Source organism: Steroidobacter gossypii (assembly GCF_016801985.1).
In the GTDB taxonomy this organism is placed as follows: Bacteria; Pseudomonadota; Gammaproteobacteria; order Steroidobacterales; family Steroidobacteraceae; genus Steroidobacter; species Steroidobacter gossypii.
This window is the reverse complement of sequence record NZ_JAEVLS010000001.1, coordinates 817,204-842,045: the sequence shown is the minus strand read 5'-3', so window position 1 is coordinate 842,045 and position 24,842 is coordinate 817,204. Positions and strand designations below refer to the sequence as shown.

The window sequence follows — 24,842 nt, the reverse complement described above, 5'->3', positions numbered from 1 at the left end:
AATAGGCGAGCGCTTCTTGATGGGCGGCCGAGGAGTATGCTGGACCTCCATCTGCAGGTTCAGCGACACGAGACGGCCAGGCCACGTGGCGACGGCCGTGGAGGTGACAGCCCATGTCGATTCCAGGGGCCCATTCGACCTCGGACATTCGCAACATCGCGCTGGTCGGGCAGGCAGGGGCCGGTAAAACCCTGCTCACCGAAACCCTGCTGCTGGAAGCGGGCGCGATCCGCAGCCGCGGCAGCCTGGAACGGGGCACCACCGTTTGTGACTTCGACCCGCAGGAGAAGCAGCTGCGCCATTCGCTGGACGCGGCGCTGGTGCACTTCCCGGTGGGCGGCTGTCACGTGCAACTGTTCGACACGCCGGGCTACCCGGATTTCGCCGGTCGCACGTTGACGACACTCGAGGCGGTGGAGACCGCCGGAGTGGTGGTCAGCGCCGTCAACGGGATCGAGCCGATGACCCAGCGCATGATGGATTTCGCGCGCGACCGCGAGCTGTGCCGCCTGGTCATCGTCAACAAGATCGACGCCAAGGACGCGCAGCCCGAAGCGGTGCTGGCGCAGTTGCGGGAAATGTTCGGGCGCGAGTGTCTGCCGCTGAACCTGCCGTGCCAGGGCGGCAAGGCCGTCGTCGACTGTTTTTTCGATCCGGGGCCGGACGCCATCGCGCCGCCGGATTTCTCCTCGATCGAAACCGCGCATACCGAGATCATCGATCAGGTGGTCGAGGTCGACGAGGAGCTGATGGCGTTGTATCTCGAACAGGGACAGGAGCTGTCCCCGGAGCAGCTGCACGACCCTTTTGAGCGCGCGTTGCGCGAAGGGCACCTGGTGCCGGTGTGTTTCACCTCCGCCGAGACCGGCGCCGGCATCAAGGAACTGCTGAATATCTTCGCGCGGCTGATGCCGAATCCCTTGGAGGGCAATCCGCCGCCCTTTCTACGCGGCGAAGGTCCCGACGCCGTGCGTGTGAAGGTGCAGCCCGATCCGAATCTGCATGTCATTGCGCATGTGTTCAAAGTGAACATCGATCCGTTCGTCGGCCGGCTTGGAATTTTTCGGGTGCATCAGGGCACGGTGCGCTCCGGCGCGCAGCTGTTCATCGGCGATGCGCGCAAGCCGTTCAAGGTGGCGCATTTGTATCGTTTGCAGGGTAAGGACCATTACGAGGTGCCGCAGGCGATTCCGGGCGACATCTGCGCCGTGCCCAAAGTGGAGGAGATGCATTTCGACGCCGTGCTCCACGATTCGCACGACGAAGATCACTATCACCTGAAGTCCATCACCCTGCCGCCCGCCATGGCCGGCGTCGCCATCGAGCCCGAACGACGCGGCGAAGAACAAAAGCTGTCCGATGCGCTGCATAAGCTGGTGGCAGAAGATCCGGGCGTGCGCATCGAGCATCAGGCCAGTCTCAATGAGACGGTGTTGTATGGCATGGGCGATCTGCATCTGCGCGTGCTGCTGGATCGCATGAAGGAGCGCTATGGGGTCGGCTGCAAGACCAAGGCGCCTGGCATTCCCTATCGCGAGACCATCACGCGGCCGGCGGAAGGACATCATCGTCACAAGAAACAAACGGGTGGCGCCGGGCAGTTCGGTGAGGTGTATTTGCGCGTCGAGCCGCTGGCGCGGGGCGAAGGCTTTGAATTCGTCGACGAGGTCGTCGGCGGGGTGATTCCGTCGCAATACATCCCCGCGGTGGAAAAAGGCATTCGCCAGGCGTTGACCGAGGGGGCTGTGGCGGGCTTCCCATTACAGGACATCCGCGTGATCGTTTACGACGGCAAGCATCACCCGGTGGATTCCAAGGAAGTCGCGTTCATCGCCGCCGGCCGCCGCGCATTTCTGAATGCCGTCGAAGAGGCCGCGCCCATCGTGCTCGAGCCGCTGGTGCGCGTCGAAGTCACATCGCCCAGTGCGGCCACCGGCGATATCACCGGCGACCTCGCCACTCGTCGCGGCCGCGTGAGCGGCAGCCAGTCCTTGGCAAACCAACGCACTCGGATTAGCGCGTTGGTACCACTAGCCGAGATCAACGACTATCAATCGCGCATCAAGTCGCTCACCGGCGGCGAAGGCGCGTACACCATGGAACTGAGCCACTACGACCCCGTCCCACCTCGCAAACAACAAGAGCTGGCGCAAGCTTTCAAGCGTGTCGCGGATTAACGGCAATTCAGCGTTCGCCCGCTTGGTCGGTAACAAGCTCCGTAGTTCCATCCTGATGCCGCCTCGGCGGCACTGGGCATTGAGTTGTAACAACGGAGTGTTCCATGATCAAAGCGAAAATTGTGACAGGTGCGATCTTGCTGGCGTCGTCGCTGGGTGCGCTCGCCGATACTTATAACTTCGACAGCATCAGCAAGGTTTCGTACAACACGGGCTTAGGCATGCAGCTCACCGGCGTGCTGGTCGACGACACCGCGCCTACGACGATCGTGAGTCAAAACAGCCATGTTTCTACGCGGTGCGACAGCATGGTTGCCGAGATGCTCAAGAATCCAGGGGCCTATACCCTAAGCGTCACTCTCAATCTGACTGCTCCGCAACGGGCATGCCGCTGGTCTACTACTTGACCGCCTGCAGCCTGGAATTGAAGCCCTGATCATCACGGCCACTGCCGCATGAAGCACGTCAGGCCCGTCCTGGCGTGCTCCTTCGTCACGCGTACCGCTCAAGCCGGCTTTCTGAATCGATACATCACTTGATCGGTCTTGTGGCGGATTGCCGGATCGAACACCGGCTTGGTGTGATCGTCCTCGGCGTTGGCGAACGCTTTGCTCTCGGCGTCGAAGGTGAGGCCGGCGGCTTCGAAGTCGCGCTTGATGATGGCCGGGTCGATGCGATGGAGCGTATCGACGCTCTCCGCCGGGTCCGCGCCCGCGGCGGCGGCATGATCCAGAACGACCACGGTTGCGCCCGGCTTCAACGCGGACACCAGTCGCGCCAGCGCCTGCGCCGGATCGGTGTTCGGCCAGGAACCATCCTTCGCCTTCCAGTGCAGGTCGTGATACGACATCACGAACAACGCGGCGTCGACACTGTTCGGTTCGAACGTGGCTTCTTCGGGCCGCGTGGTGAGTTGCGTCACGTTGGGCAAGCGGTCATCGCCATAACGCTGCTTGGGCTTCTCGCCCGAGAACTTCAGGTACTCGGGATTGTTATAAGCGATGACCTGACCATCGCTGCCGACCACGCGTGACAGCAGCTCGGTGTAAAAACCGCCGGCGGAAAAATAATCGACCACTGTCATGCCCGGCTTCACTTCGAGGAATGTCAGCACCTCGCTGGGCCGGCGCCAGCTGTCCTCGTCCATGTCGCCTGGCAGGCGATCCAGATTGCCGATGGAGTCGTGGATCGCGGTTTTCTCTTCGGCCGTCAGCCCGGATGTCGGCGCGGTCGTCGACGTGGATGTTTGCTCGGCGGCAGGTTGTTCCGGCGGAGCTTTTTTGCAGCCGGCGGCGGCGAGCAGGGTGAGGGAGATGGCCAGCAACAGTGCACGGCTCATGAGCGCTCCTTGGGCTTGTGCGAAATCTATGTCGATCGGTTCTGTGTCGATCGGTTCTGTGTCGATCGGTTCTGGGTCGACCGGTTCGGGGTCGATCAGGTCTGGGTCATTCGTTCGAGCCGTTGCGCCAGCTCGGTGAGCTCACGTTGCAGATGCCTGCGCTGCTCCGGCGTCAACGACGCGTCGAGCGCGGCCAGCACCGCCAACGATTGCTCACGATTCTGCGTGGCCTTGGTCTGATAGGCGCGGGTCCACTGGCTTTCCGGCGTGCGCAACAGCCCAAGAATACGCTCCTCGATCGCCTCCGGCGACTGGCCTGCGGCAAAGCGTTCCTTGAGAGCGCCGAACATCGCCTGACGCCAGCGAGCCTGGCTCTCGAGCCAGTCGGCGGTGGTGGAGTCGAAACGCGCGCTGTGCTGAGCGATCAGCCGTTGCTGCTCCTTGGTGACCGAGCCGGTCCAGCGCTTGAGTTGTTTTTCGATGTCCTTGGCGCGCTTCTCGTGCCATTTGCCGTCGGCCAGCGCTTTGAGATTTTCCTCGTTCCGTTCGCGCGACTTCGCCGCGAGATTGGTTTCGAACTGCTCGAGCTGCTCGGGCGTCAGTCGCATCAGCAGACGCGCGGCGTCCGGTGCCGCTCGCTCGACCAGTCGCGAGCCGAACTGCTCGATCTGGGTTTCGATGTTTCGATAGGTGGTCGGGTTGCCGGGCTGCGCCGCTGTACCGGCCAGAGTGCGCAGAAATTGCGCGTAGCGAGTCAGCTCCGAGCTGCGATGCCATTGCAGCGTGCTGTCCAGCCAGGAGCGCAGATCGCTGCGCTGGGCGTCGTCGAGCGAGACCAGGTCCTGGATATACCAGGCGGCCAGGGTGTCCAGGCGGTTATAGAAGAAGTTGGTGCAGCCGGCGGCGACAAGCGCCACCAGCAGCATCAGCAGGAAGAATCGGCAACGAGCGGCGGTGACAAACGCAGCGAACCGGTTCATCCATCACTTGGGAACGACAGCCGTCGAGGCGCGGCACACCAGACGATACCCCAATCGCATGGACTGTGGCGCGATTCCCGTTTGTAGCATTTGCAGGAGCAGGTTGGTGGCGGTGTACGCCAGGTCGTAAGTCGGCTGATGCACCGTGGTCAGCCGCGGCCAGACGGTCTTGGCGATGTAAGTGTCGTCGAACCCCGCCACCGACAGTCGTTCAGGAACATTGATGCCCAGCTCGTGCGCGGCCATTAGCACGCCGGCCGCCATGTCGTCGTTGCTGGCGAAGATCGCGGTGGGCGGCTCGTTCTGGGACAGCAAGTCCTTGGCCGCCTCCATGCCCGATTCGAACACGAAGAAGCCCTGACGCACGTAACGTTCGAGGTAGGCGATGTCGTGCGCCGCGAGCGCGGCCTTGTAACCGAGCAATCGTTGGCCACTGGCGAAGTGATCCGGGTGCCCGATGATGAAGCCGATGCGGCGATGGCCCAGGCCGATCAGATATTCGGTCATCTCGCGCGCCGCACCGGCGTCGTCCATGTCCACATACGGCGTGGGATGTGCAACATCGTTCGGCGCCACGCGCACGAAGGGCAGGGCGCGCCGATCCAATGCACGCATCAAGTCGGCCGATTCGCTCAACGGCGCGGTCACGATCAGGCCGTCCAGATGCGTTTGATCCACCAGCCCGAGCACGTCGCGCTCCATCTCCTCGCCACGCCCGGTGACCTGGTGCATCAGCAGCTGGAAGCGGTCTTCGCGGCAGCGGGCCATCGCGCCGTGCTGGACGTCGACGATGTAGTTGGCGCTGGGGTTTTCGTAGATCAACCCGATCAGGAACGAGCGTCGGCCCGCCAGGCTGCGGGCCGACAGACTCGGGTGATAGTTGAGCTTCTTGACGATGGCCAGCACGCGCTGCCGAGTTTCCTCGCGCACGTTGGGCTCGTTGTTCAACACCCGCGACACGGTCTTGATGGCGACGCCGGCTGCTTCGGCCACGTCTTGAATCCTCGCCCGTCGGGGCGGTGCTTTGGTCATTGTCGACACTTATACAGATCGCTGGTTCGCGGCATCACTCGCAGCGGGGCGCGTCGTTCAAACCGGACTCGAGCCGCACGTTGGCGATGCCCAGCTCGAGCTTGCCGGCAGTGCTCAGCAGGAACGGCGCGGTCACGTTGCGCAGATCGGCCCCCTTGTTCTGGAAACAATGCAGCGGCATTTTGAACTGGCGCCATTCCCCGGCCGGCGCCTGCTTCAACTGCGCTTCGATCGGCAAGTCTCCACGACAACCCGGTCCGCATTCAATGCCGAGCATGACTTTGGCGCTGGGTGGCGCGTCGATCCGGTACTCGAACGTGACCGACAGCTGACCGTTGGCCTCACGTTGCAGGTCGATGGGCGCCTCGCCCTGCAGCGCCAAGGTGGCCGGACCGGCGCCAGACCATTTCGCCAGCCGTGCGTCTTCCTGGGCAGCCCGATCGATGGCGCTGATCTGAAGCACGTCGCCCTGAGCGCTGCCCACGGCACCCGGCAGGGCGGTGCGCGCCGCATCGCCTGCGCCGACCGCGAGCTGCCAGCCATTGCTCGGCCGACCCGCGGCGAAGTAGTGGTGGGTCGACGCCTGGCCTGGAGCGGCGGGCACTTCTTCGGACAACACCGGCAGGTCGACGGTGTCCTGATACGTCAGGCCAAAGCCATTGTCGAACAGCGGCGTTTCCGGGGCGCCTTCGCTGTTGAACATCAGCGGCGTGCGTGGCCATGCGAACGGCAGCTTGCCCTTGAAGTCATGATTCACCGAACCGTCACGCTTGGTGAACAGCACGTCGGCGATGCCGCCACCTTCGGAGCCAGGCAGCCACGCGGCGACGAACGCGTCCGCGGCGTTCAACTCGGGATTCACCCACAGCGGCCGACCGGACAGGAACACGGCCACCACCGGGATCTGATCGGCGCGGAATTTTTTCAGCAGCTCCAGATCGGATTCGTTGCCGGGTTTGTATTCCAGGGTCGCGATGTCGCCCTGGAACTCGGCATACGGGTCTTCGCCGAACACCACGATGGCGACGTCAGGCTTGCGCGTGTATTTGCCGTCCACGCTCAGCGTGGCCGTGCCGCCGCCGGCCTTCACCGCCGAGCGGATGCCGGCGAAGATCGATTCGGCCTTGGGGAAATGTTTGTTTTCAATGCCGGTGCCCTGCCAGGTGAGGGTCCAGCCGCCGTTCTGCTTGGGCAGATTGTCGGCGCCGTCGCCGGCCACCAGCACTTTCATGCTGGGCTTCAGCGGCAGCACCTTGTTGTCGTTCTTGAGCAGCACCAACGATTCGCGCACCGCTTGTCGCGCCACCGCGCGATGTTCGGCCGAGCCCAGCAGATCGAATTTGCCGCCGGGCGCGCGGCTGGACGGTTTGCCTGCTTCGAACAAGCCGGCGCGCAATTTCACGCGCAAGATGCGACGAACCGCGTCGTCGAGACGCGCCATGGGAATTTCGCCGGACTTCACCTGCGCCAGGGTGTTGTCATAGAGCTCTTTCCAGCTATCCGGCGCCATGAACATATCCAAGCCGGCGTTGATCGCGGCCGGGCAGCTCACGTTGCTGCAGCCTTCGACCTGACCGTGCGCATTCCAGTCGCCGACCACGAAGCCGTCGAAGCCCATGCGATTCTTGAGCACATCGGTGAGCAGGCCGTGATGGCCGGTGATCTTCTTGCCCTGCCAGCTGGAAAACGACGCCATCACCACCTGCACGCCGGCGCTGATGGCGGCGACGTAGCCGGGCGCGTGCAGATCGCGCAACTGTTCTTCGGTGATGCGGGCGTCGCCTTGATCGCGGCCCTCGAAGGTTCCGCCGTCGGCAAGGAAATGTTTAGCGGTTGCGATCACGTGATTGCCACGCAGGAAGTCCGGTTTGCCCGGATCGCCTTGCAAGCCGAGCACGATGGAGTGAGCGTACTCGCGAACCAATGTGGGATTCTCTGAATATGATTCATAAGCCCGGCCCCAGCGCACATCCTGAGCGACCGCGATGGTCGGCGCGAAGGTCCACTCCTGGCCGGTCACGCGCAACTCGGTCGCCGTGATTGCACCGATCCTGCGCATCAGTTCGGCGTTGCGAGTCGCGCCGAGCCCAACGTTATGCGGGAACAACGTGGCGCCAATGATGTTGTTGTGGCCATGAACCGCGTCGACGCCCCACATGATCGGAATGGCATGCTTGCCATCGCTGGTGTCCATCGACGCTTCATAGAACGCATCCGCCGCCGCCAACCAGACGCGCGCGGGCGCAAGATCGTCGCCGCCGGGAGCGGAGTTGCCGCCATTCAGCACGGAGCCGAGTCGATAGCGACGCACATCCTCGGCGGTCACGCTGCCGACGTCCGCCTGGATGATCTGACCGACCTTCTCTTCGACGCTGAGCGAGCTCAACAGCTCGTTCAGGCGCGGTTCGATGGCAGTGTCATCCAATGCAGGCAGCGACACCTGCGGCCAGATTTCCGGATGCACGTTCGAAGCGGTCGTGATGCGGCTCGGCTGGGTTTCGCCCGTGGTCTCTTCTTTCTTGGAGCAGCCGGTCAGTGCCACCGTCAGCAAGGTTGTCACTATGGCGCCGCGAAGCTCGGCGCGCGCGCGTGCGTCGATCATTGTTTGCCCCCGTGTCCTCGGTGTTCTGGCCCGACAGAATCCCATGCACGTGACAACGTTGTCAATTTGCTCGTGAGTCGAATTCATCCAGTGAGCGCTTGGCGGGACGAATCGCGCTGGTCATGATCGCGCCGATGACGAGCGTGTTCCGCTTACAACAATCCCGATCGAGGCTGACCGTTCGCGCGCGCCATCTCATTGCGATGGCGCTGATCGGCAGTGGCGTCGTGGTCGCAACAGCCGTGCGTGCAGTCGACGATGCGACGTTATATATCGAGCATGTCGCGGGCGATGGCTGGAGTGCGAACGACGTGGCTGTCGAAATGGGATTACCCAAGGACAACGCGCTGGTGCGCGCACGAATTGGTCGATTGCACGTCGCGGCCCTCTCACAAACGCTCACCGACGTTCGCATCGATTGTCCGGCGCTCGATCTGCGATCGGATGTCATCGCGTGTGCCAACGCACACGTGCTCGTGGAGTTGCCGTCGCTAGGCAAGCAATCGCTGCAGGCCGCGCTGAGTTATGGACGAACGGACGGTTCGTTGCAGGTGGCCTTTGCAGGCCTGCGGCTTGGCGACGGTCGAGTCGCCATTGAAGGTCAGCTGCGAGATGCCGGCTGGAATACGCAGGTCCGCTTGCAGCGCGTGCCCATCGATCGTTTGATGCAACTCGCCGCGAGCTTCAAAGCGCCGCTCCCGGAAATCGCCGCGACCGGACTCGCCGATCTCACTGTGTCTGCTCGAGGTGCGGAGACGAACATCGCGGCAGTGCAGGTCGACGGCGCGATCGTCGAGCTGACCGCGAACAACGAAAGCGGCAGCTTGGCGAGCGACAAGCTGTCGCTTCAGGTGCAGGCCGATTTGCGTAGCTCGGCCAATCAGTGGCAGTTCGACGTGTCCGTGCGCTCGTCACAGGGTCAGGCATTCGCGCAGCCGATCTTCGTCGACCTGGGCGCGCATGCGATCTCATTGAGCGCACAGGGCAAGCTCGTCGATGGCAACTTCCTGACCTTCGATCGGTTCGTGCTGGATCACACCGACGTCGCCCAGGCATCCGGGCGCGGGCGCTTGCAACTCGATCAAGAGCAGCCTGTTCGCGATCTCGAGCTCGAGCTCACTGCTTTGAAGTTTCCCGGGGCCTACGCAAGCTATCTGCAGCCGCTGCTGATCGATACCAGTTTCAGATCGTTACAAACCGCCGGCAGCCTTGCCGGCACGATGTCGATCGCGAATGGCGAACCGAAGCGCATCGATCTGCGGCTGGATGACGTCTCCGTCGACGATGGCGTTGGCAATCTGCATCTAGCAGCGCTGAGCGGGCACTGGCATTGGTCGGATGAACCCTCGAGCGCAGATGATGACGACGATGCTCCGCCCGCGCGCACCATGCAGGTGACGCCATCGAAGCTGAAATGGCAGGGCGGATCGCTGTTGGGCCTCGCACTCGGTCCGACCGAGCTCAACTTCAGCACGGAAGGGCGTCAGTTCCGGCTGCTGCAGCCCACGCGCATCGCGTTGCTCGATGGCTCACTCGATCTGGAAACATTCCGGGTGCGCAATGCCGGCTTGCCTTCGGTGGCGTTCCTGGTGGATGCCACATTGCAGCCCATCAGCGTTCAACAACTCTGCAAGGCCTTCGGCTGGCCGGAGTTCGGCGGCCGTGTCGGCGGTGTGATCTCGAAGCTGCGCATGCGAGAAGGCGTCATCACGCTGGGCACGACACTGCGTGCTCAGGTGTTCGATGGCAACGTGACCATCAGCGATCTGCGCCTGGAGCAGCCCTTCGGCCAGTGGCCGCGCTTCTACTCGAGCATCGCGCTCGACAACCTGGATCTGGAGCCCATGACCAGCGCGTTCTCGTTCGGGCGCATCACCGGTCGCTTGTCAGGCGCGATCAACGGCCTGCAGTTGTTCAACTGGACACCGGTGGCGTTCGATGCCCGGCTGTACACGCCGGCTGGCGATCGTTCGCGCCATCGCATCAGCCAGCGCGCCGTCCAGAATATCGGCAGCATTGGTGGCGGCGGCGCCGGCGTGACCGCGGCCCTGTCGGGCGGCGTGATGCGCTTCTTCGACGATTTCAACTACGACCGGCTGGGCATTTCCTGCCGGCTGCAGAACGAGGTCTGCGTGATGGACGGCGTGGCGCCCGCCAGCAATGGCAATTACTACCTGGTGAAGGGCAAAGGGTTGCCGCGCATCGACGTCATCGGCAGCTCGCGGCGCGTCGACTGGCCACGCCTGGTGCAGCAACTGCTGGCGGTTACCGAGTCCGAGGGGCCGGTCGTACGATGAGTCACGATCTCGGATTGACGGGTCTCGAGCCACCGACTGTAATCGCGCTTCGTTTTCAAGGAGTCTCATGATGCGTTCCGCTGCTTTCAAATTCGGCTCGCTGCTGTGCCTGGCCTCGTGCCTGCTGGTGGCGGCGTGCGTCACCATCAATGTTTATTTCCCGGCGGCGGCCGCGGAAAAGGCCGCCGACAAGATCATCGACGATATCTGGGGCGGCAACGGCCAGCCGCCAGCCAAGAGCGACGACAAGCGTTCGGCCCTGCCGGAGCGCGCGAATGACATGCTGCTCGTCGCCGCGCACTCGGTGCTGAATCTGTTGGTGCCCGCTGCGCACGCGCAGGCGGACCTGAACGTGTCCACGCCGGCAATTCGTCAGCTCACGCAATCCATGGAAGAGCGCCATGCGCGCATGAAGAAGTATTACGACTCGGGCGCGATTGGACTGACCAGCGACGGTCTGGTCGAGATTCGCGATCAGAATCTGGTGCCGCTGCCCGAGCGCAACTCGGTGCGCAAGCTGGTCGCCGACGAGAACGCCGATCGCGCCAACCTGTATCGCGAGATCGCCACCGCCAACGGCCATCCGGAATGGGAAACGGATATCCGCACCACGTTCGCCGAGCGCTGGGCCAGCAAGGCGGCCAGCGGCTGGTACTACCAGGACAAGAGCGGCGCCTGGAAACAGAAGTAACGACAGGCTGTTCGATCGGCCGTCATAGACAGCGGCAAAAAAAAGCCCCGCATCTTGCGGGGCTTTTCGTTTCCGAGTCGACGATTTCTTCGCGTTGTTTGGTGGCGCCGGCTAAATCAGGAAACGTCGCTGTTGTCGCTCAACCCTTCTACTCCCGCCTCGCCTGGTCATCGCCAGGACGCAAGGCTGCGCATCCCTGTCGCTTGTGATTCGATCCCACTCCCCTCGCGGTGCCATCCCCGCTTCTCTGCCACTTCTCGCCGCCCGGTGCAGAGCGACGTTGGACCTATCAAAGCAAGCCACATGCCGGCTGGCGTGCGGTGCATCTGGGACAGGAACTTAGTCCTAATCGTCGCGCTAGCGCAACCATTATTTCAGCGCTGAAGCGTGAATCGTTGTAAGGAATTTCGACGGCGCGCCGCTCGAGTGCGCACTCGTCGCCATGGCCTGCGCCTAAGTCCTTGGAATCTCCAGGGTGATCGCCACTCCGGCGTCCTCGTTCAAGTTCGTGGCGGTGACGCGACTGGCGTGGAAATCGGCGATCAGGCGCACGATGTACAGGCCGAGGCCGAGATGGGGTTTGCCATCTGAGCTGCCGCGACTGCTGACCAGCGATTCGAACAGCCGGCCGTTCAGCTGCGCTGGCAACGGCGGGCCTTCGTTGCTGACGCTGAGTCGGCAGGCGCGCGGCCCGGCCTCGAGCGCGAGCCCGATACGGCCGCCGGGCGGAGTGAAGTCGGCGGCGTTGTCCATCAGCTTGTCGAGCAGCTGTGCGATCAGATCGGGCGAGCCGTCGATCGTGCAGGCTTCGTTCGGCACACTGGTCTCGATGCGGTGTCGCGCAAAGGTGTGCTGATAGGCCTGACCCATATTGCGTACCAGTTCGCTCAAATCGAAGCGCACCCGATCGGTGTGCTCGATGCTTTGTTCGACGCGCGTCGCTTCGCTCAGCGCCGTGAGGATCGCGTGCATGCGATTGGTGCCGCTGCGGGCACGGTCCACGTAGCTCTGCGCATTAGGCTGCAATGCTTCTTCGGAGACGAGATTGTCCAGCGAGGAGCTGACGATGGTGAGCGGCGTGCGTAGCTCGTGCGACAGCTTGGTGCCGAGCGTTTGCAGATAGATGGTGTATTCCTTCACGCGGCCGAGCAGCGTGTCGTAGCTGCGGGCCAGCGCGCCGAGCTCGTCCTTCGCTTCAGTGCCAGGGATGCTGTGTTCGATGCGGCCTTCAGCCGTCAGCGCCGTGCTCGCCGCGCGGCTCAAGCGGCGAATGCGATGTGAGAGTCGGGCAGCGAACACCAATGTGACCACGATCGCGAACAGCGTTGCCACGAGTGTGAGATTGAGCAGACGAGTCAACGCCAGCTCACGCACCAGCACCAGTTGCTCGCCCGGTTGTTCGACGACCAGTGCGCCCAACAATTCCTCGCCGTAGCGCACCGGCACAGCCGCGCGCACCAACGAGGGTTCGCCTCCCAACTGATCGAACCAGATCGCAGCGTTCTTTCCTGCGCGGGCCTCGTCGACGGGCGCGCCCCACATCCCGTACGGCAAGCCATAGGGTTGCGGCGTCATGGAGCTGCTGGGGAACAAGCCGCGATAGATCGAGCGCATGAAACCATACTCGTTCCGTTGCAGGCCCGGATAGGTTGATGATGCGTTCGCAGTCACTGCGCCGGCGCGAGCGAGCAACCAACCGTGCACGTCGACCACCGATACGCGCACACCTTCAGGCGCGTACTGCTCCAGACGTTGTTTCAAAGCTTCGGAGCCGGTGTGCAGTCGGGCGAGGCCCTGCGTGCCCGAAATGCGCGTGTTGTCTTTGTTCAGCGCAAAGACCGCGATCTGCGTGCCGAACAGATTCATCGGGCCGCGTAGTTCGACGGCGTAGCCGGTCGTCGTCTCTCGCCAGACGCCATTGACGTAGGGCGGCATGACTTCGCCGTGCGGTCGCCACGGGGAACCGATGTCACAAGGCCGAACGATGATTGGGCCAGGCGCCAAGGCGCTCACAGACCAGGCGCGCTCGCGACCGAATTCATCGCGCGTGAGAATGATCAATCGATCCGAGCTGCTTCCGGGCGCGGCGCTGCCCTCGTTGGCGGGAGGGGATTCGTAGTCGCGGCGTGGGGTTTCGATCTCTGCAAACAGGTGCAGGGAACGTCCGTACACACCAAGGTGCAGCAGCGGCTCACCTGGCCGCGCGGCCTCAAAGCCGGGTACTGGCCGCGAGGGTTCCGGCCATTCATCGGCGAAGCCGTCGACCAGCGGTTGTGTTGGAAACAATGGTGCAAACAGATCGCCGGCCGCTGGGTCGAACTTGTCGCGCGCTTCGCCTACGCGGTAGAGCAGCTCGGGCTCGCTGGCGACGACGCGACCGAGCACCTCGGCCGTCGTCAGCAGCGCCGCCTCCTGACCGCTGCGCAATGTGTTCTCCATCTGCTGTGCATATTTCCAGCCGGCCCACGGCAGGATCAGCGTCAGCAGGCTGAGTAGCAGCAGCTTGGTGCGAAGAGACATTCCGTTCGTCGCGCGGCTGGCGGCCCCGGCTCAGGCTTCCTTCCAGCGGTAGCCCATGCCGTACATGGTCTCGATGTTGTCGAAGCTCGCGTCAATGGCCTGGAACTTGCGGCGGATACGTTTGATGTGGGACGTGATGGTGTTGTCGTCGAGCACCACGTTGGCGGCGTCCATCAGCTGCTGGCGATTCTTCACGTGGCCCGGGTTTTTCGCCAGGGCGTGCACGATCCAGAACTCGGTCAGCGTCAGGCCGAGCGGTTGCTCTTGCCAGGTTGCGTGCAGGCGCGCGGCGTCGATCATCAGCGCGCCGCGCGATATTACTTGATCGCGATTCGACGGTTGAGTGAGCGCGTCGATGCGGCGGAATAGCGCGGTGACGCGGGCGATCAGGTGGGTGAGCGAGAGGTCCTTGGTGAGATAGTCATCCGCGCCCAGGCGCAGGCCGGAGACTGCGTCGAGCTCGCTGTCACGTGCGGTGAGGAAGATGATGGGAAGTTCTGCCGACATCGAGCGGAGCTCGCGGCAGAGCTCGAAGCCGCCTTCCGGTTCTTCGCGCAGACCGACGTCGATGACGGCCAGGTCGGGGAGGCGGGCGCGGAAGGCTTCGATGGCTTCCTTGCGAGTGCCGTAGGTGCGAACCGAATAACCGTGGCGCTGGAAGGCCGCCGCGTAGTTGTCGCGGATGGCGGGTTCGTCTTCGACGATAGCGATCACTTTCTTCATGAGTTCGTGTCCCGGGCCTGTGAAGCACAGTGTACCGCTGTCGGGGGCGGGGTTCGGGCGCTGCCATGATTAATCACAATCTGCCCGCGCTGCGCCCTCTGGCAGCGATGGTGTGTCCGGGCTTCAGAGCGGTAATAGCGCCACGCCGAACAGCAACGGCGTGGAGAACCGCCATGATCGAGCGACCCATTCCTGTCACCCCTCGCGTGCGCGCTGGCGTTCAGCCGCAGCCTGCTTCCGAGCCTTCTGCCCGTCACTGGATGCACGAGCGCGCGCCCAGCTTCCGCACTCTGAACCGCGATCGTCAGCGTCGCGAAAAGGCTTGGGCGTGGTTGTCGCTGGTGGTTCTGGTTATCTGCTGGGACGCCTCATCTCGCCTCGATGAGCCCGTCTCGCTGCCTCGCGCTCGGATGGCGCACGCTGTGGCGGATGATGAGTTGTTTCAGCCGTCTACGTCGTTCAGCGTCGACTTGTGAGCGGCATTGGTGGCTCTCGCCGGCGCCGATGCGCCGGCGAGAGGTCACGATCAGAACGCGTTGATCCCGGTCAGCGCGCGACCGACGGTCAGCTGATGAACCGTCTCCGTGCCTTCGTAGGTGATCACGCTCTCGAGGTTGAGTGCGTGACGAATCGGCGAATACTCAACGCTGATGCCAGCGCCACCGAGGATGTCACGAGCATCGCGGGCAACTTCGATGGCGGCGCGAGTGTTGTGCCACTTCGCCACAGACACCTGCGTCGGCTGCATGAGGCCCTGATCTTTCAAGCGACCCAACTGCAGTGAGAGCAGCTGTGAAGTGGTGATCTTCCGTGCCATCTCAGCCAGGCGGATCTGCACCGACTGAGTGGCCGCGATGGGCTTGCCGAACAACACGCGAGTCTTGGAATAGTCGATGACGTCCTTCAGGCACGCCTGAGCCGCGCCAGTCACGCCCCAGCAGATGCCATAACGGGCTTGAGTAAGACACGACAGCGGGCCTTTCAGACCAACCACGCCGGGCAGCATGTTTTCTTCCGGCACGACCACGTTGTCGAAGAACAGACTGCCAGTCACCGACGCCCGCAAGCTCATCTTGTGTTTGATGGTCGCCGAGCTGAAGCCTTTGAAGTTCTTTTCGACCAGGAAGCCGCGGATGCCGTCGTCGGTACGCGCCCAGACGATGGCGACATCGGCGATGGAGCCGTTGGTGATCCACATCTTGGCGCCATTCAACACCCAGTCCTTGCCCTGGCGCTTGGCGTGAGTCTTCATGTTGGCGGGATCGGAGCCGCCATGCGGCTCGGTGAGGCCGAAGCAGGCGATGGTTTCTCCCTTGGCCATGCTCGGCAGCCAGCGCTGTTTCTGTTCCTCGCTGCCGAACGCGTAGATTGGATACATGCACAGGCTCGACTGCACCGACACGAAGCTGCGCAGGCCCGAGTCGCCGCGTTCCAGCTCCTGGCATATGAGACCGTATGACACCGCGTTCAAGCCGGCGCAGCCATAGCCATGGATCGAACTGCCCAGCAGGCCGAGTTCGGCCACGCCTGTGACCAGCTCACGCGGGAAGCGCTCGTGCTCGAAGCAGTCGCCGATGATCGGAATGACCTGCTCGTCGACGAATTTCGCGACCGAGTCCTGCACCAGCCGCTCTTCATCGCTGAGCATGCTGCGCACGTTGTACAGATCGACGGCATCGAGCTCGGGAGCCGAAGTCGGAGCGCTCTTGGAATGGGCTGACGGATGGACTGACGAATTGGTTGACATAGGGGGGCTCTCCTGATCGGCCCATGATAGCGCAGCCCGGCCGAGGTCACTTGGTGCGCACTTGGGCGTCAGTGGTGTCCTCGATCCGCTCCGCGAGCGCCAGCAAGTGGCGAAAACGCTGAAGTTCCAGACGCGGGGGCGGCTCGGGCGCGCAGTGCTGCGAGGCGAGCCTACAATTCTTGTCGGTCGCGCCCGACCGGCGTAGCGTGTGCGCCGGACCGGGGACAGGGAAACGATCACGGCAAGCAAGGGGGATCGATGCGTACCGTGGAGCAGTGGTTGCAGGAATATGGCGAGAGTCATCGCAACGCCACCAACAAGACGTTGCACTGGATCTGTGTGCCGATCATCGTGGTCAGTCTGATCGGCCTGTTGTGGTCGCTGCCGGCGCCGCGCGCCTGGCAGGAAATATCGCCGCTGTTGAACTGGGGCTCGCTGTTTCTGATCGCGGGCGTGCTGTATTACTTGGTGATGTCGTGGTCGCTGGCGGTGGGCATGGCGCTGTTCGTCGGGCTGGTGATGCTGACCATCCTCGCTTTGCAAACGCTGCCGTGGCCGTTGTGGAGCGTGTGCCTGGCGTTGTTCGTGGTGGCCTGGATCGGGCAGTTCATCGGCCACCACGTGGAAGGGCGTCGACCGTCGTTTTTCAAAGACATTCAGTTTTTGATGATCGGTCCGCTATGGTTGTTGTCCTTCATCTATCGAAAACTGCGAATCCCATACTAGTTTCACATCGCAGGCTCGATCGACACTCACGAATTCAGTGACGGTTCAGTCCGTTTTTTCCAGGCTGATCGCACCGATTCGGCCGCGCTAGTGTCGCGCGGGTTGCTGTTCCAGTCGGCTCTCATCCAAGGGAGCAAAGAATGTTCAGAGGAAATCACATGGTCGTTCGTTTTTCCAAGCTCGCCGGTGTCGGCATCGTCGTGGCCTGCCTGACCGCCGGTTGCACCACGGTCAATCCGTACACACGCGAGACGCAAACCAGCAAAGCTGCCAAGGGCGCAGGCATCGGCGCTGCTGTTGGCGCAGTGGCTGGCTTGCTCACGAAAGGCGACAAGCTCGAGAACGCGCTGATCGGCGCGGGTGTGGGCGCCTTGGCCGGCGGTGGCGTCGGTTATTACATGGACGTGCAGGAAGCGAAGCTGCGGCAGAAGCTCGAAGGCACCGGCGTGAGCGTCACCCGCGTGGGCGACAACATCACGTTGAACTTGCCGAGCAGCATCACGTTCGCGACCAACAGCGCGGATCTGAATTCGGGTTTCTACAACGCGCTTGGCGGCGTGGCGATGGTGCTGAAGGAATACAACAAGACGGTCATCGAAGTGGCCGGTCACACCGATAGCACCGGCAGCGATCAATACAACCAGCAGCTCTCGCAGCGTCGCGCTTCGTCGGTCGCCAACTATCTCACGGGCCAGGGCATCGATAGCCAGCGCCTGCTCACCGTCGGCGCCGGCGAGTCGCACCCGATCGCCTCCAACGACACGGAGTCCGGTCGCGCCCAGAACCGTCGCGTCGAGATGACCATCGTCCCCGTCACCAAGGGCTGAGATAACTGAGATAACGAAGAGAGCTCGGGTACATGGATGTACCCCGCCGCCGCAGGCGGCGGCGCGAGACAAAAGTCACGCCTTTTGTCGACGCGCACGAGGGTCGTGGCAGGATGCCCGATCCCGAGTCATGAAAAAGGGCCGGCTCGTTTCGAGTCCGGCCCTTTGGTTGATAGGGTCCATAAAACTAACTCAGTCCATTAGCTCGCATCATGCGGCATCGGCCACCAGGCCACGCAGTTTCTTGATCGCATTCGCCTCGATCTGACGAATACGCTCCGCGGACACGCCGTACTGATCGGCGAGCTCGTGCAGGGTCGACTTCTCGTCCTGCATCCAGCGGCTGCGCAGGATGTGCTGGCTGCGCTCATCGAGCGTTTCCAGCGCCTGAGACAGACGCTCGGCGGTGTCCTCATCCCACTGCTCGCGCTCCACGGCCACCGACGGATCGGCTTCCGGGTGCGGCAGATAGGCCGAGGGCGAATACGCGCCGTCTTCTTCGTCCGCATCCGGGGCCGGATCGAAGGACAGGTCGCGCGAGCTCAACCGCTGTTCCATGTCGGTCACTTCGGCGGTGCTCACGCCGAGGTCGCGGGCGATCTGCTTGGTTTCCACTTCCGTCAGCCAGCCCAGGTTCTTCTTGAACTTGCGCAGGTTGAAGAACAGCTTGCGCTGCGCTTTGGTGGTGGCGATTTTCACCAGCCGCCAGTTACGCAACACGTACTCGTGGATCTCGGCGCGAATCCAGTGAACCGCAAAGGACACCAGACGCACACCGACATCGGGATCGAACCGCTTCACCGCCTTCATCAGGCCGACATTGCCTTCCTGAATCAGGTCGCCGACCGGCAGGCCGTAGCCGCTGTAACCGCGGGCGATATGCACCACGAAGCGCAGGTGCGACAGAACCAATTGGCGAGCCGCATCCAGGTCCTCGTCGTTACGCAGACGGCGAGCCAGCTCCAGCTCCTCCTCGCGGGACAGAACCGGAATGCGCGACACGCGCTCGATGTACGAGTCGAGGCTGCCGACCGGGCCAGCCAACATCATGTAAGGACTGGTGGCGAGATCCGTGCTTGAGCGAACAAGCGCTGTTGTCATGTCGAAGATTCCCCTCCAGTAAGTGGGTAGAAGTTTAGCAATCGGGAGGTTTGAGTGCTAAGTCGCCTTGGAAGTTCCGGCGGCGGCCATATGTTCCAAACGGTTTATGCCTAGCTAAACCGTTGATCCTGCTGAGATCTTTTACACCGCAGGCGGCCCGTGAACGGTAGTCACGAAAGCCGTGACTGAGCAGGGCCAATGGAGAACCGACTAGGTGGGTTCGATGGCCCGGAGATGGCGGCTAGCGGCTAGATAAGACCCCAGCCAGCCCAGAACGATCCCGCTGCCGAGCAGAATCAGGGTGGCCCGCGGGTCGAGGCCGCCGAGTTCGAAGGCGCTGCCGTACAGCCCGGCGACGCGGCCAATGGGCTCGCGTAGGACTCCGATGACGGCGAGCGTGATGATCCAGGCGATCAGGCCGCCGCCGAGCCCGTACCAGAGGCCGTTGTACAAAAACGGCCGACGCACGAAGGCGTCGCTGCCGCCGACCAGCTTGGTGACCTCGATTTCGGTACGGCGGTTCTGGATGTCCAGCCGAATGGTGTTGCCGACGATCACCATGACTCCGAGCGCCAGCAAGGCGGCCGCGACCACCAGGGCGCTGCGCACGGTGTCGAGGATGGCATTGAGCCGATTTACCCAGGCGGTATCGAGCTGGACCACGTCGACCGACGGCATGCCGCGCAGATCGGCGGCGAGACCCTCCAGGCTGGCAGCAGTCGTGAATTCTGCGGCGGGCGTGACTACCAGCGTATGTGGCAAGGGGTTGTCGTTCAACGCATCGATCGCCGGACCAAAACCCGAATCACGACGGAAATCCTTCAAGGCCGCATCCGCGGTGATCAACTCCACGTTGCTCACATCGCGACGCTTGCGGATGCGATCGGCGGTGCGCGTGGCGTCCTCGACGGAGGTCGGCCGCTTCAGAAACACCGTCAGGTCGACCGCCCGATTCCAGTTGCCGGTCGCATTCTGCGCATTGTCGATCAGCAAATGCAGACAGGCGGGCAGCGCCAGCGCGATCCCGATCACCAGGATGGTCAGCAGCGTGGCGAGCTTGTGTTGCGACAGTCGACCAAGCGAGCCGATGGAAGTTTGCGCGTGCCGCGTCAGCCAGGCGCCCATCACAGCGCTCCTTCCGAGCCGGTCATGAACTTGGCGGGGTCTACCAGCTTCTCTCCGGCGCTCACGCCCGCCGGGATGTCGTCCACGATGCGTCCGCCTTCCAGGCGCACGCGACGCACCGGGAAGTGCTCGAGCAGATACAGATCGTGGCTCGCGACCAGCACCGTGACGCCGACTTCATTGAAGCGGCGGAAGATGTTCATCACTTCCAGCGACAGCTCTGGATCGAGGTTGCCGGTGGGCTCATCGGCGATGAGCACGGGAGGTTTGCTGACCACGGCGCGCGCGATGCCGACGCGTTGCTGTTCGCCGGTGGAGAGCTCGAGCGGCACGCTGTTCTCGCGGCCGAGCAAGCCCACCTGATCGAGCGCGGCGCGCACGCGCTTGCCGATCTCCTTAGTGCCCACGCCCGCGATGATCAATGGCAGCGCAACGTTGTCGAAGATGGTGCGATCGTGCAGCAGCTTGTGATCCTGGAACACCATGCCGATCTGGCGCCGAAACGCCGGCACCTTGGAGCGCTTCACGCCATTGACGTTCTGGCCGTTGACGATGAGCTGGCCGCGCGTCGGCCGCTCGATCAGCGAGATCAGCTTCAGCAGGCTGGATTTGCCCGCGCCCGAATGACCGGTGAGGAACACGACCTCGCCGCTCTCGATCTCCAGTGACAGATCGCTGAGCGCCTCGCGGCCGTTGGGGTAACGTTTGAAGACGTGATCGAAACGAATCATTCGGACGCACTTGTTAGAGACAGCGACTCGGGCATCCTGCCACTCGCGCTGTGGCGCAGAGGGCAAAAGGCGCGACTTTTCCCCCTGCGCTCGCCGCCTGCGGCGGCGGGCACATCCCTGTACCTGGGTGGCACGTGTTCGGTTTCATGGTTCGCGGGTCGGTTCGCGGCCGATGGAAAACCTGTTATTCACGTTTGAGCAGGGCGTCGACGAATGCCGCGGCCTCGAAGCCGACGAAATCCTCCACGCTCTCGCCCACGCCCAGATAGCGGATCGGCAGTTTCAATTCGCTGGCGATGGCAAACACGATGCCCCCCTTGGCGGTGCCGTCGAGCTTGGTCAGCACCACGCCCGTCACGCCCAGCGCTTCGTGGAACAGCTTGGCCTGCTGGAGCGCGTTCTGGCCCTGGCTCGCATCGAGCACCAGTAATACTTCATGAGGCGCGTCCGGATCGATGCGACCCATCACACGCTTCACCTTTTTCAGCTCGTCCATCAGGTTCGATTGCGTGTGCAAGCGACCTGCCGTGTCCACGATCAGCACATCGAACTTGCGCGCCTGCGCGGACTGCAGGGCGTCGAACGCGACGGCTGCGGGATCCGCACCGGTCGCTTGCGCGATCACGGGAACATCATTGCGCTGGCCCCAGACCTGCAGTTGCTCGACTGCAGCGGCGCGAAAAGTATCGCCGGCGGCGAGCATCACCTTCATCTCCGCCGCTTTGATGATGCGCGCGAGCTTGCCGATGGTGGTGGTCTTGCCGGCGCCATTGACGCCCACCACCAGCACCACGAACGGAATGTACTTGCTGTCGATCACCATCTGGCCCTGCACCGGCCGGACGATGTCCATGAGCTCCTCGCGCAGCGCTTCGAGCAGGGCGTCGAGATTGTCGAGCTCGTTGCGCGCCACCTTCTTGCGTAGCGCGCTGAGAATCCGCTCGCTCGTTTCCACGCCGACGTCGGCGGTGATCAACCGCATCTCGAGCTCTTCGAGCACGTTCTCGTCGATCTTGCCGCCCGGAATCAGGTTCGCCAGGTCGTAGGTCAGCCACGAGTCGCCCCTGTTCAACTTGGCGCGCAGGCGCTGGAACAGGCTGAGGCTGCCCTCGCTCTGTTCGGCGGCGGAGGGCGCGGGCGGCGGGGTGGGTGGCTTGCTCTTGAAACCGAACATTACGGGCGTTGGCTTGGTTGGGGCTCGCAGCGGGCGGGGAATTCTAACAGCGCGATTCTATCAGCATGGGCCGGGCGCGCCGGCGCTATCATCCGCCGCGCGCATGGCCAGAGTTCCCAGCAATCGCCGCCCGGTCGGCAAATCCACCTCCAATGAGCTGCCTCACAGGTTGCGCATCGTGGGCGGCCGCTGGCGCGGCATGCGGATCGGCTTCCCCGCCATCGAGGCGATCCGCCCCTCTCCAGATCGGGTCCGCGAGACGCTATTCAACTGGTTACAGACGCATATCGTGGGCGCGCGCTGCCTCGATCTGTTCGCTGGCAGTGGCGCGCTGGGCATCGAAGCGCTGTCGCGTGGCGCGTCGGCAGTCACGTTCGTGGATCGGGAACCGCAGATCGGGCGGCATCTGAACGAGACATTGCAGCGTCTGGGGGCGGCCGGCGCGACCGTCAAGACCGAAGATTCGCTGCGCTTCCTGGAGCGCGCGCCCCAGCCGTTCGACGTGGTGTTTCTGGATCCGCCGTTCGCTTCAACACTGTTACAGACGGTATTCAGCCGCCTGCCGCAAGGGTGGCTGGCGCCATCGGCGCACATCTACGTCGAATGCCCCGCCGACACCCCATTGCCGCCGCTGGCGCCGGGCTGGGCGGTGTATCGTTCCAAGGTGGCCGGTCAGGTCGGCTATCATCTGCTGCGCACCCGGGAATCGACCCAGGGCGTTGCATCTGTTGAAGAGGTTTCTACATGACCGGCGCGATGTATCCCGGCACCTTCGACCCGATCACCAACGGCCACTACGACCTGGTGCGTCGTGCCGCCGGCATTTTCGAGCGGGTGGTGGTGGCGGTCGCGGCCAATCCCAACAAAGCGCCGCTGTTCACGCTGGATGAGCGAGTCGAGCTGGCGCGCGAGGTGCTGCACGATATTCCCAACGTCGAAGTCACCGGTTATTCCGGGCTGACGGTGGAGTTCGCGCGCCAGCATGGCTTGAGCGTGGTGGTGCGCGGCCTGCGCGCCGTGTCCGATTTCGAATTCGAGTTCCAGCTCGCCACCATGAGCCGGCATTTGTCGGATAAGGTGGACTATGTGTTCCTGACCCCCACGGAACAATTCAACTTCATCTCCTCGACCCTGGTGCGTGAAATCGCCAGCCTTGGCGGCAACGTCGCGCAATTCGTGCATCCCAAAGTGGAGGCCGCCTTGCAAAGCGCCTGGGCCAAGCGCCGGGCGAAATAGCCTTCCATCCGTAGCCGCGCGTTCGGGATACTCCACGCGCTCGAAGATCTGCTCATGAAAGTGTTATCGCTGCTCCGTGTCCGCATTCTGCTAGTTGCGTTCTTCGTGTTGCCGCTGTCGGCGCTGGCCGATCAGCCGCAACGACCCGGTAAAGCTGGCATCGCGAGCGCGCACCAGCTGGCCACCGAGGCGGGTATGGAAATCCTGCGTCAGGGCGGCAATGCCTTCGACGCGGCCGTGGCGGTGAGCGCCGCGCTCGCCGTGGTCGAGCCGAGCAGCTCGGGACTGGGTGGCGGTGGCTTCTGGTTGTTACATCGCGCGTCCGATCGTTTCGAGACGATGGTGGATGCGCGTGAAGTCGCACCGCGGGCTGCCACTCACGATATGTTTCTGGACGAGCAAGGCAATGTGGTGAAGGGCCGCTCCACCGCGACCGCGCTCGCCGCCGGCATTCCTGGCGAGCCGGCAGGTTTCGAGCACATTTCCAAGAACTACGGCAAGCTGCCGTTCAAAACAGTGCTGCAGCCTGCGATCCGCCTGGCGCGCGATGGTTTCCCTCTCAACACCCGGCTGCGCGGTGGCATCGTGGCCAAGCGCGATACTTTCAACGCTGGCGCGGCGGCGAAGGTGTTTCTAAACAAAGGTGAGGTGCCGGAAGTCGGCTTCATCATCAAACAACCCGAGCTCGCGAAGACGCTGACCGTGCTGGCCGAGCGCGGCGCCGACGGGTTCTACAAGGGGCCGGTGGCGAAACAGTTGGTCGATGGTGTGAAGAAGATGGGCGGCATCTGGTCGCTGCAGGATCTCGCCGAATATCAGGTCAAAGAGCGCCAGCCTGTTTATGGGGAATATCACGGTGCGCGCATCATCAGCGCCCCGCCGCCGTCTTCGGGCGGCATCGCGTTGATCGATGCGTTGAATATTCTCTCCGGTTACGATTTGAAGACCATCGACAACGCCACTCGCGTGCATCTCGTCGTCGAAGCGTCCCGGCGAGTGCATCGGGATCGCGCGCAGTATTTCGGCGATCCGGATTTTGTTTCGATGCCGGTGGAGCAGTTGCTGAGTCCGCACTACGCCGCGGGCCAGCGCGCTTCGATCCGCATGGATCGCGCGACTCCGAGCGATTCGCTGCCGAGCATCACTGCACCGCCGGCGGGCACGCAGACGACGCACTTTTCCATCATCGACGCCGACGGCAACCGCGTCGCCGGCACCATGTCGATCAATTTCTTTTTCGGCTCCGGTTTGATGGTGCCGGGCGTGGGCATCCTGTTGAACAACGAAATGGATGACTTCGTCGCCAAGCCCGGCGTGCCCAACGGTTTCCGCCTGGTCGGCGCAGAAGCGAATTCCATCGCGCCCGGCAAGCGGCCCTTGTCGAGCATGACGCCCACTTTCGTCGAACGTGGCGACGGCGTCATGGTGCTTGGTACGCCGGGCGGCAGCTACATCATGGGCATGGTGTTGCTCGCCACGCTCGACTGGCTGCACGGCGTGCCGGCGGACGAGCTGGTCAAGAAAGGCCGCTATCACCATCAATACATGCCCGACGTGCTGTCCTTCGAACCCGGCGCTTTGAGCGAGTCCGAACAAGCGACGTTGAAGAAGTACGGCCACAACCTCCGCGAATCGCGTCAACCCGGCAACATGCAAATCGTCACCTGGGACTACAAGAGCGGCGAAGTCAAAGCCGTCTCCGACCCTCGCGGCGTGGGCGTCGGCGTCGTTTATTAGTCACGATTGTTTGCGGAGCCGGCCATTCTTCGCCCGGCCTCGCGCCGGCTGGAAGCTGCGGTCGCACGGCAATCCCC

Annotated in this window: 21 protein-coding genes; 10 read left to right on the top strand and 11 right to left on the bottom strand. The window is 63.2% G+C overall.

The genetic code is table 11. The annotated features are described in order from the left end of the window. The first annotated feature begins 113 nt into the window (after nucleotides 1–113). Both fusA and JM946_RS03675 read left to right on the top strand, forming a co-directional pair. On the top strand, nucleotides 114–2,177 hold the full coding sequence (gene fusA, locus JM946_RS03680; protein WP_203165779.1) for an elongation factor G: 2,064 nt from the start codon (nucleotides 114–116) through the stop codon (nucleotides 2,175–2,177). Between the two features lie 104 nt (nucleotides 2,178–2,281). Then, a complete protein-coding gene (locus JM946_RS03675; RefSeq protein WP_203165778.1) occupies nucleotides 2,282–2,584 on the top strand; it encodes a hypothetical protein in 303 nt (100 codons plus the stop codon). A gap of 98 nt (nucleotides 2,585–2,682) precedes the next feature. Here JM946_RS03675 and JM946_RS03670 read toward each other — a convergent pair whose 3' ends face one another. The 4 genes from JM946_RS03670 to JM946_RS03655 form a co-directional block, all read right to left on the bottom strand. Further along, nucleotides 2,683–3,516: a class I SAM-dependent methyltransferase gene (locus tag JM946_RS03670; RefSeq protein ID WP_203165777.1), complete on the bottom strand. Its 834-nt coding sequence runs from the start codon at nucleotides 3,514–3,516 to the stop codon at nucleotides 2,683–2,685. Nucleotides 3,517–3,611: 95 nt separating this feature from the next. After that, on the bottom strand, nucleotides 3,612–4,496 hold the full coding sequence (locus JM946_RS03665; RefSeq protein WP_203165776.1) for a DUF6279 family lipoprotein: 885 nt from the start codon (nucleotides 4,494–4,496) through the stop codon (nucleotides 3,612–3,614). Between the two features lie 3 nt (nucleotides 4,497–4,499). Continuing rightward, nucleotides 4,500–5,489, bottom strand: a complete 990-nt coding sequence (locus JM946_RS03660) for a LacI family DNA-binding transcriptional regulator (protein WP_203165775.1) — start codon at nucleotides 5,487–5,489, stop codon at nucleotides 4,500–4,502. Between the two features lie 73 nt (nucleotides 5,490–5,562). Next, entirely contained in the window at nucleotides 5,563–8,130 is a 2,568-nt protein-coding gene (locus JM946_RS03655; RefSeq protein WP_203165774.1) for a glycoside hydrolase family 3 protein, read from the bottom strand. 134 nt (nucleotides 8,131–8,264) lie between these two features. Here JM946_RS03655 and JM946_RS03650 point away from each other — a divergent pair, with 134 nt between their 5' ends. Together JM946_RS03650 and JM946_RS03645 are read left to right on the top strand one after the other, a co-directional pair. After that, nucleotides 8,265–10,427: a translocation/assembly module TamB domain-containing protein gene (locus tag JM946_RS03650; RefSeq protein ID WP_203165773.1), complete on the top strand. Its 2,163-nt coding sequence runs from the start codon at nucleotides 8,265–8,267 to the stop codon at nucleotides 10,425–10,427. Nucleotides 10,428–10,497: 70 nt separating this feature from the next. Further along, on the top strand, nucleotides 10,498–11,118 hold the full coding sequence (locus JM946_RS03645; RefSeq protein ID WP_203166544.1) for a YdbL family protein: 621 nt from the start codon (nucleotides 10,498–10,500) through the stop codon (nucleotides 11,116–11,118). A 453-nt stretch (nucleotides 11,119–11,571) separates the two neighbouring features. Here JM946_RS03645 and JM946_RS03640 read toward each other — a convergent pair whose 3' ends face one another. Then, nucleotides 11,572–13,638: an ATP-binding protein gene (locus JM946_RS03640; RefSeq protein ID WP_203165772.1), complete on the bottom strand. Its 2,067-nt coding sequence runs from the start codon at nucleotides 13,636–13,638 to the stop codon at nucleotides 11,572–11,574. Nucleotides 13,639–13,668: 30 nt separating this feature from the next. Then, nucleotides 13,669–14,361, bottom strand: coding sequence for a proteobacterial dedicated sortase system response regulator (gene pdsR, locus JM946_RS03635; protein ID WP_203165771.1), 693 nt, complete (start codon nucleotides 14,359–14,361; stop codon nucleotides 13,669–13,671). Nucleotides 14,362–14,534: 173 nt separating this feature from the next. Between pdsR and JM946_RS03630 the strand changes: the two genes are divergently transcribed. After that, nucleotides 14,535–14,837: a hypothetical protein gene (locus tag JM946_RS03630; RefSeq protein WP_203165770.1), complete on the top strand. Its 303-nt coding sequence runs from the start codon at nucleotides 14,535–14,537 to the stop codon at nucleotides 14,835–14,837. A gap of 50 nt (nucleotides 14,838–14,887) precedes the next feature. Here the strand turns inward: JM946_RS03630 and JM946_RS03625 are convergent, their stop codons facing one another. Further along, nucleotides 14,888–16,009: an acyl-CoA dehydrogenase family protein gene (locus tag JM946_RS03625; protein WP_203166543.1), complete on the bottom strand. Its 1,122-nt coding sequence runs from the start codon at nucleotides 16,007–16,009 to the stop codon at nucleotides 14,888–14,890. A 357-nt stretch (nucleotides 16,010–16,366) separates the two neighbouring features. Here JM946_RS03625 and JM946_RS03620 point away from each other — a divergent pair, with 357 nt between their 5' ends. Then, nucleotides 16,367–16,834, top strand: coding sequence for an Mpo1 family 2-hydroxy fatty acid dioxygenase (locus JM946_RS03620; RefSeq protein WP_203165769.1), 468 nt, complete (start codon nucleotides 16,367–16,369; stop codon nucleotides 16,832–16,834). 140 nt (nucleotides 16,835–16,974) lie between these two features. Beyond that, entirely contained in the window at nucleotides 16,975–17,661 is a 687-nt protein-coding gene (locus JM946_RS03615) for an OmpA family protein (RefSeq protein WP_218042568.1), read from the top strand. A gap of 210 nt (nucleotides 17,662–17,871) precedes the next feature. On the opposite strand, the gene rpoH is transcribed toward JM946_RS03615, so the two are convergent. From rpoH to ftsY, 4 genes are all read right to left on the bottom strand, one after another. Further along, entirely contained in the window at nucleotides 17,872–18,711 is an 840-nt protein-coding gene (gene rpoH, locus JM946_RS03610; protein WP_203166542.1) for an RNA polymerase sigma factor RpoH, read from the bottom strand. 261 nt (nucleotides 18,712–18,972) lie between these two features. Next, nucleotides 18,973–19,887, bottom strand: coding sequence for a permease-like cell division protein FtsX (gene ftsX, locus JM946_RS03605; protein WP_203165767.1), 915 nt, complete (start codon nucleotides 19,885–19,887; stop codon nucleotides 18,973–18,975). Then, nucleotides 19,887–20,618: a cell division ATP-binding protein FtsE gene (gene ftsE, locus JM946_RS03600; RefSeq protein WP_203165766.1), complete on the bottom strand. Its 732-nt coding sequence runs from the start codon at nucleotides 20,616–20,618 to the stop codon at nucleotides 19,887–19,889. Before ftsE ends, ftsX begins: the two co-directional genes overlap by 1 nt. 184 nt (nucleotides 20,619–20,802) lie before the next feature. Then, nucleotides 20,803–21,792 carry a signal recognition particle-docking protein FtsY gene (ftsY, locus tag JM946_RS03595; protein WP_203165765.1) on the bottom strand — a complete coding sequence of 330 codons (990 nt, stop codon included), beginning with the start codon at nucleotides 21,790–21,792 and terminating at the stop codon, nucleotides 20,803–20,805. Nucleotides 21,793–21,895: 103 nt separating this feature from the next. Here ftsY and rsmD point away from each other — a divergent pair, with 103 nt between their 5' ends. Genes rsmD through ggt form a run of 3 tightly spaced genes read left to right on the top strand, consistent with a single transcriptional unit; the run spans nucleotide 21,896 to nucleotide 24,765 of the window. Then, on the top strand, nucleotides 21,896–22,540 hold the full coding sequence (rsmD, locus tag JM946_RS03590; RefSeq protein WP_203165764.1) for a 16S rRNA (guanine(966)-N(2))-methyltransferase RsmD: 645 nt from the start codon (nucleotides 21,896–21,898) through the stop codon (nucleotides 22,538–22,540). Then, nucleotides 22,537–23,028, top strand: coding sequence for a pantetheine-phosphate adenylyltransferase (gene coaD / locus JM946_RS03585; RefSeq protein ID WP_203165763.1), 492 nt, complete (start codon nucleotides 22,537–22,539; stop codon nucleotides 23,026–23,028). The genes rsmD and coaD overlap by 4 nt, the downstream gene beginning before the upstream one ends. A gap of 54 nt (nucleotides 23,029–23,082) precedes the next feature. Beyond that, a complete protein-coding gene (gene ggt / locus JM946_RS03580; RefSeq protein ID WP_203165762.1) occupies nucleotides 23,083–24,765 on the top strand; it encodes a gamma-glutamyltransferase in 1,683 nt (560 codons plus the stop codon). The last annotated feature ends 77 nt before the right edge of the window (nucleotides 24,766–24,842 follow it).

Bases quoted from the DNA above. Each gene is read 5' to 3' on its own strand.
- fusA (WP_203165779.1), top strand. From the start codon at position 114: ATGTCGATTCCAGGGGCCCATTCGACCTCGGACATTCGCAACATCGCG.
- JM946_RS03675 (WP_203165778.1), top strand. From the start codon at position 2,282: ATGATCAAAGCGAAAATTGTGACAGGTGCGATCTTGCTGGCGTCGTCG.
- JM946_RS03670 (WP_203165777.1), bottom strand. From the start codon at position 3,516: ATGAGCCGTGCACTGTTGCTGGCCATCTCCCTCACCCTGCTCGCCGCC.
- JM946_RS03665 (WP_203165776.1), bottom strand. From the start codon at position 4,496: ATGAACCGGTTCGCTGCGTTTGTCACCGCCGCTCGTTGCCGATTCTTC.
- JM946_RS03655 (WP_203165774.1), bottom strand. From the start codon at position 8,130: ATGATCGACGCACGCGCGCGCGCCGAGCTTCGCGGCGCCATAGTGACA.
- JM946_RS03650 (WP_203165773.1), top strand. From the start codon at position 8,265: ATGACGAGCGTGTTCCGCTTACAACAATCCCGATCGAGGCTGACCGTT.
- JM946_RS03645 (WP_203166544.1), top strand. From the start codon at position 10,498: ATGCGTTCCGCTGCTTTCAAATTCGGCTCGCTGCTGTGCCTGGCCTCG.
- JM946_RS03640 (WP_203165772.1), bottom strand. From the start codon at position 13,638: ATGTCTCTTCGCACCAAGCTGCTGCTACTCAGCCTGCTGACGCTGATC.
- pdsR (WP_203165771.1), bottom strand. From the start codon at position 14,361: ATGAAGAAAGTGATCGCTATCGTCGAAGACGAACCCGCCATCCGCGAC.
- JM946_RS03630 (WP_203165770.1), top strand. From the start codon at position 14,535: ATGATCGAGCGACCCATTCCTGTCACCCCTCGCGTGCGCGCTGGCGTT.
- JM946_RS03625 (WP_203166543.1), bottom strand. From the start codon at position 16,009: ATGCTCAGCGATGAAGAGCGGCTGGTGCAGGACTCGGTCGCGAAATTC.
- JM946_RS03620 (WP_203165769.1), top strand. From the start codon at position 16,367: ATGCGTACCGTGGAGCAGTGGTTGCAGGAATATGGCGAGAGTCATCGC.
- JM946_RS03615 (WP_218042568.1), top strand. From the start codon at position 16,975: ATGTTCAGAGGAAATCACATGGTCGTTCGTTTTTCCAAGCTCGCCGGT.
- rpoH (WP_203166542.1), bottom strand. From the start codon at position 18,711: ATGATGTTGGCTGGCCCGGTCGGCAGCCTCGACTCGTACATCGAGCGC.
- ftsX (WP_203165767.1), bottom strand. From the start codon at position 19,887: ATGGGCGCCTGGCTGACGCGGCACGCGCAAACTTCCATCGGCTCGCTT.
- ftsE (WP_203165766.1), bottom strand. From the start codon at position 20,618: ATGATTCGTTTCGATCACGTCTTCAAACGTTACCCCAACGGCCGCGAG.
- ftsY (WP_203165765.1), bottom strand. From the start codon at position 21,792: ATGTTCGGTTTCAAGAGCAAGCCACCCACCCCGCCGCCCGCGCCCTCC.
- rsmD (WP_203165764.1), top strand. From the start codon at position 21,896: ATGGCCAGAGTTCCCAGCAATCGCCGCCCGGTCGGCAAATCCACCTCC.
- coaD (WP_203165763.1), top strand. From the start codon at position 22,537: ATGACCGGCGCGATGTATCCCGGCACCTTCGACCCGATCACCAACGGC.
- ggt (WP_203165762.1), top strand. From the start codon at position 23,083: ATGAAAGTGTTATCGCTGCTCCGTGTCCGCATTCTGCTAGTTGCGTTC.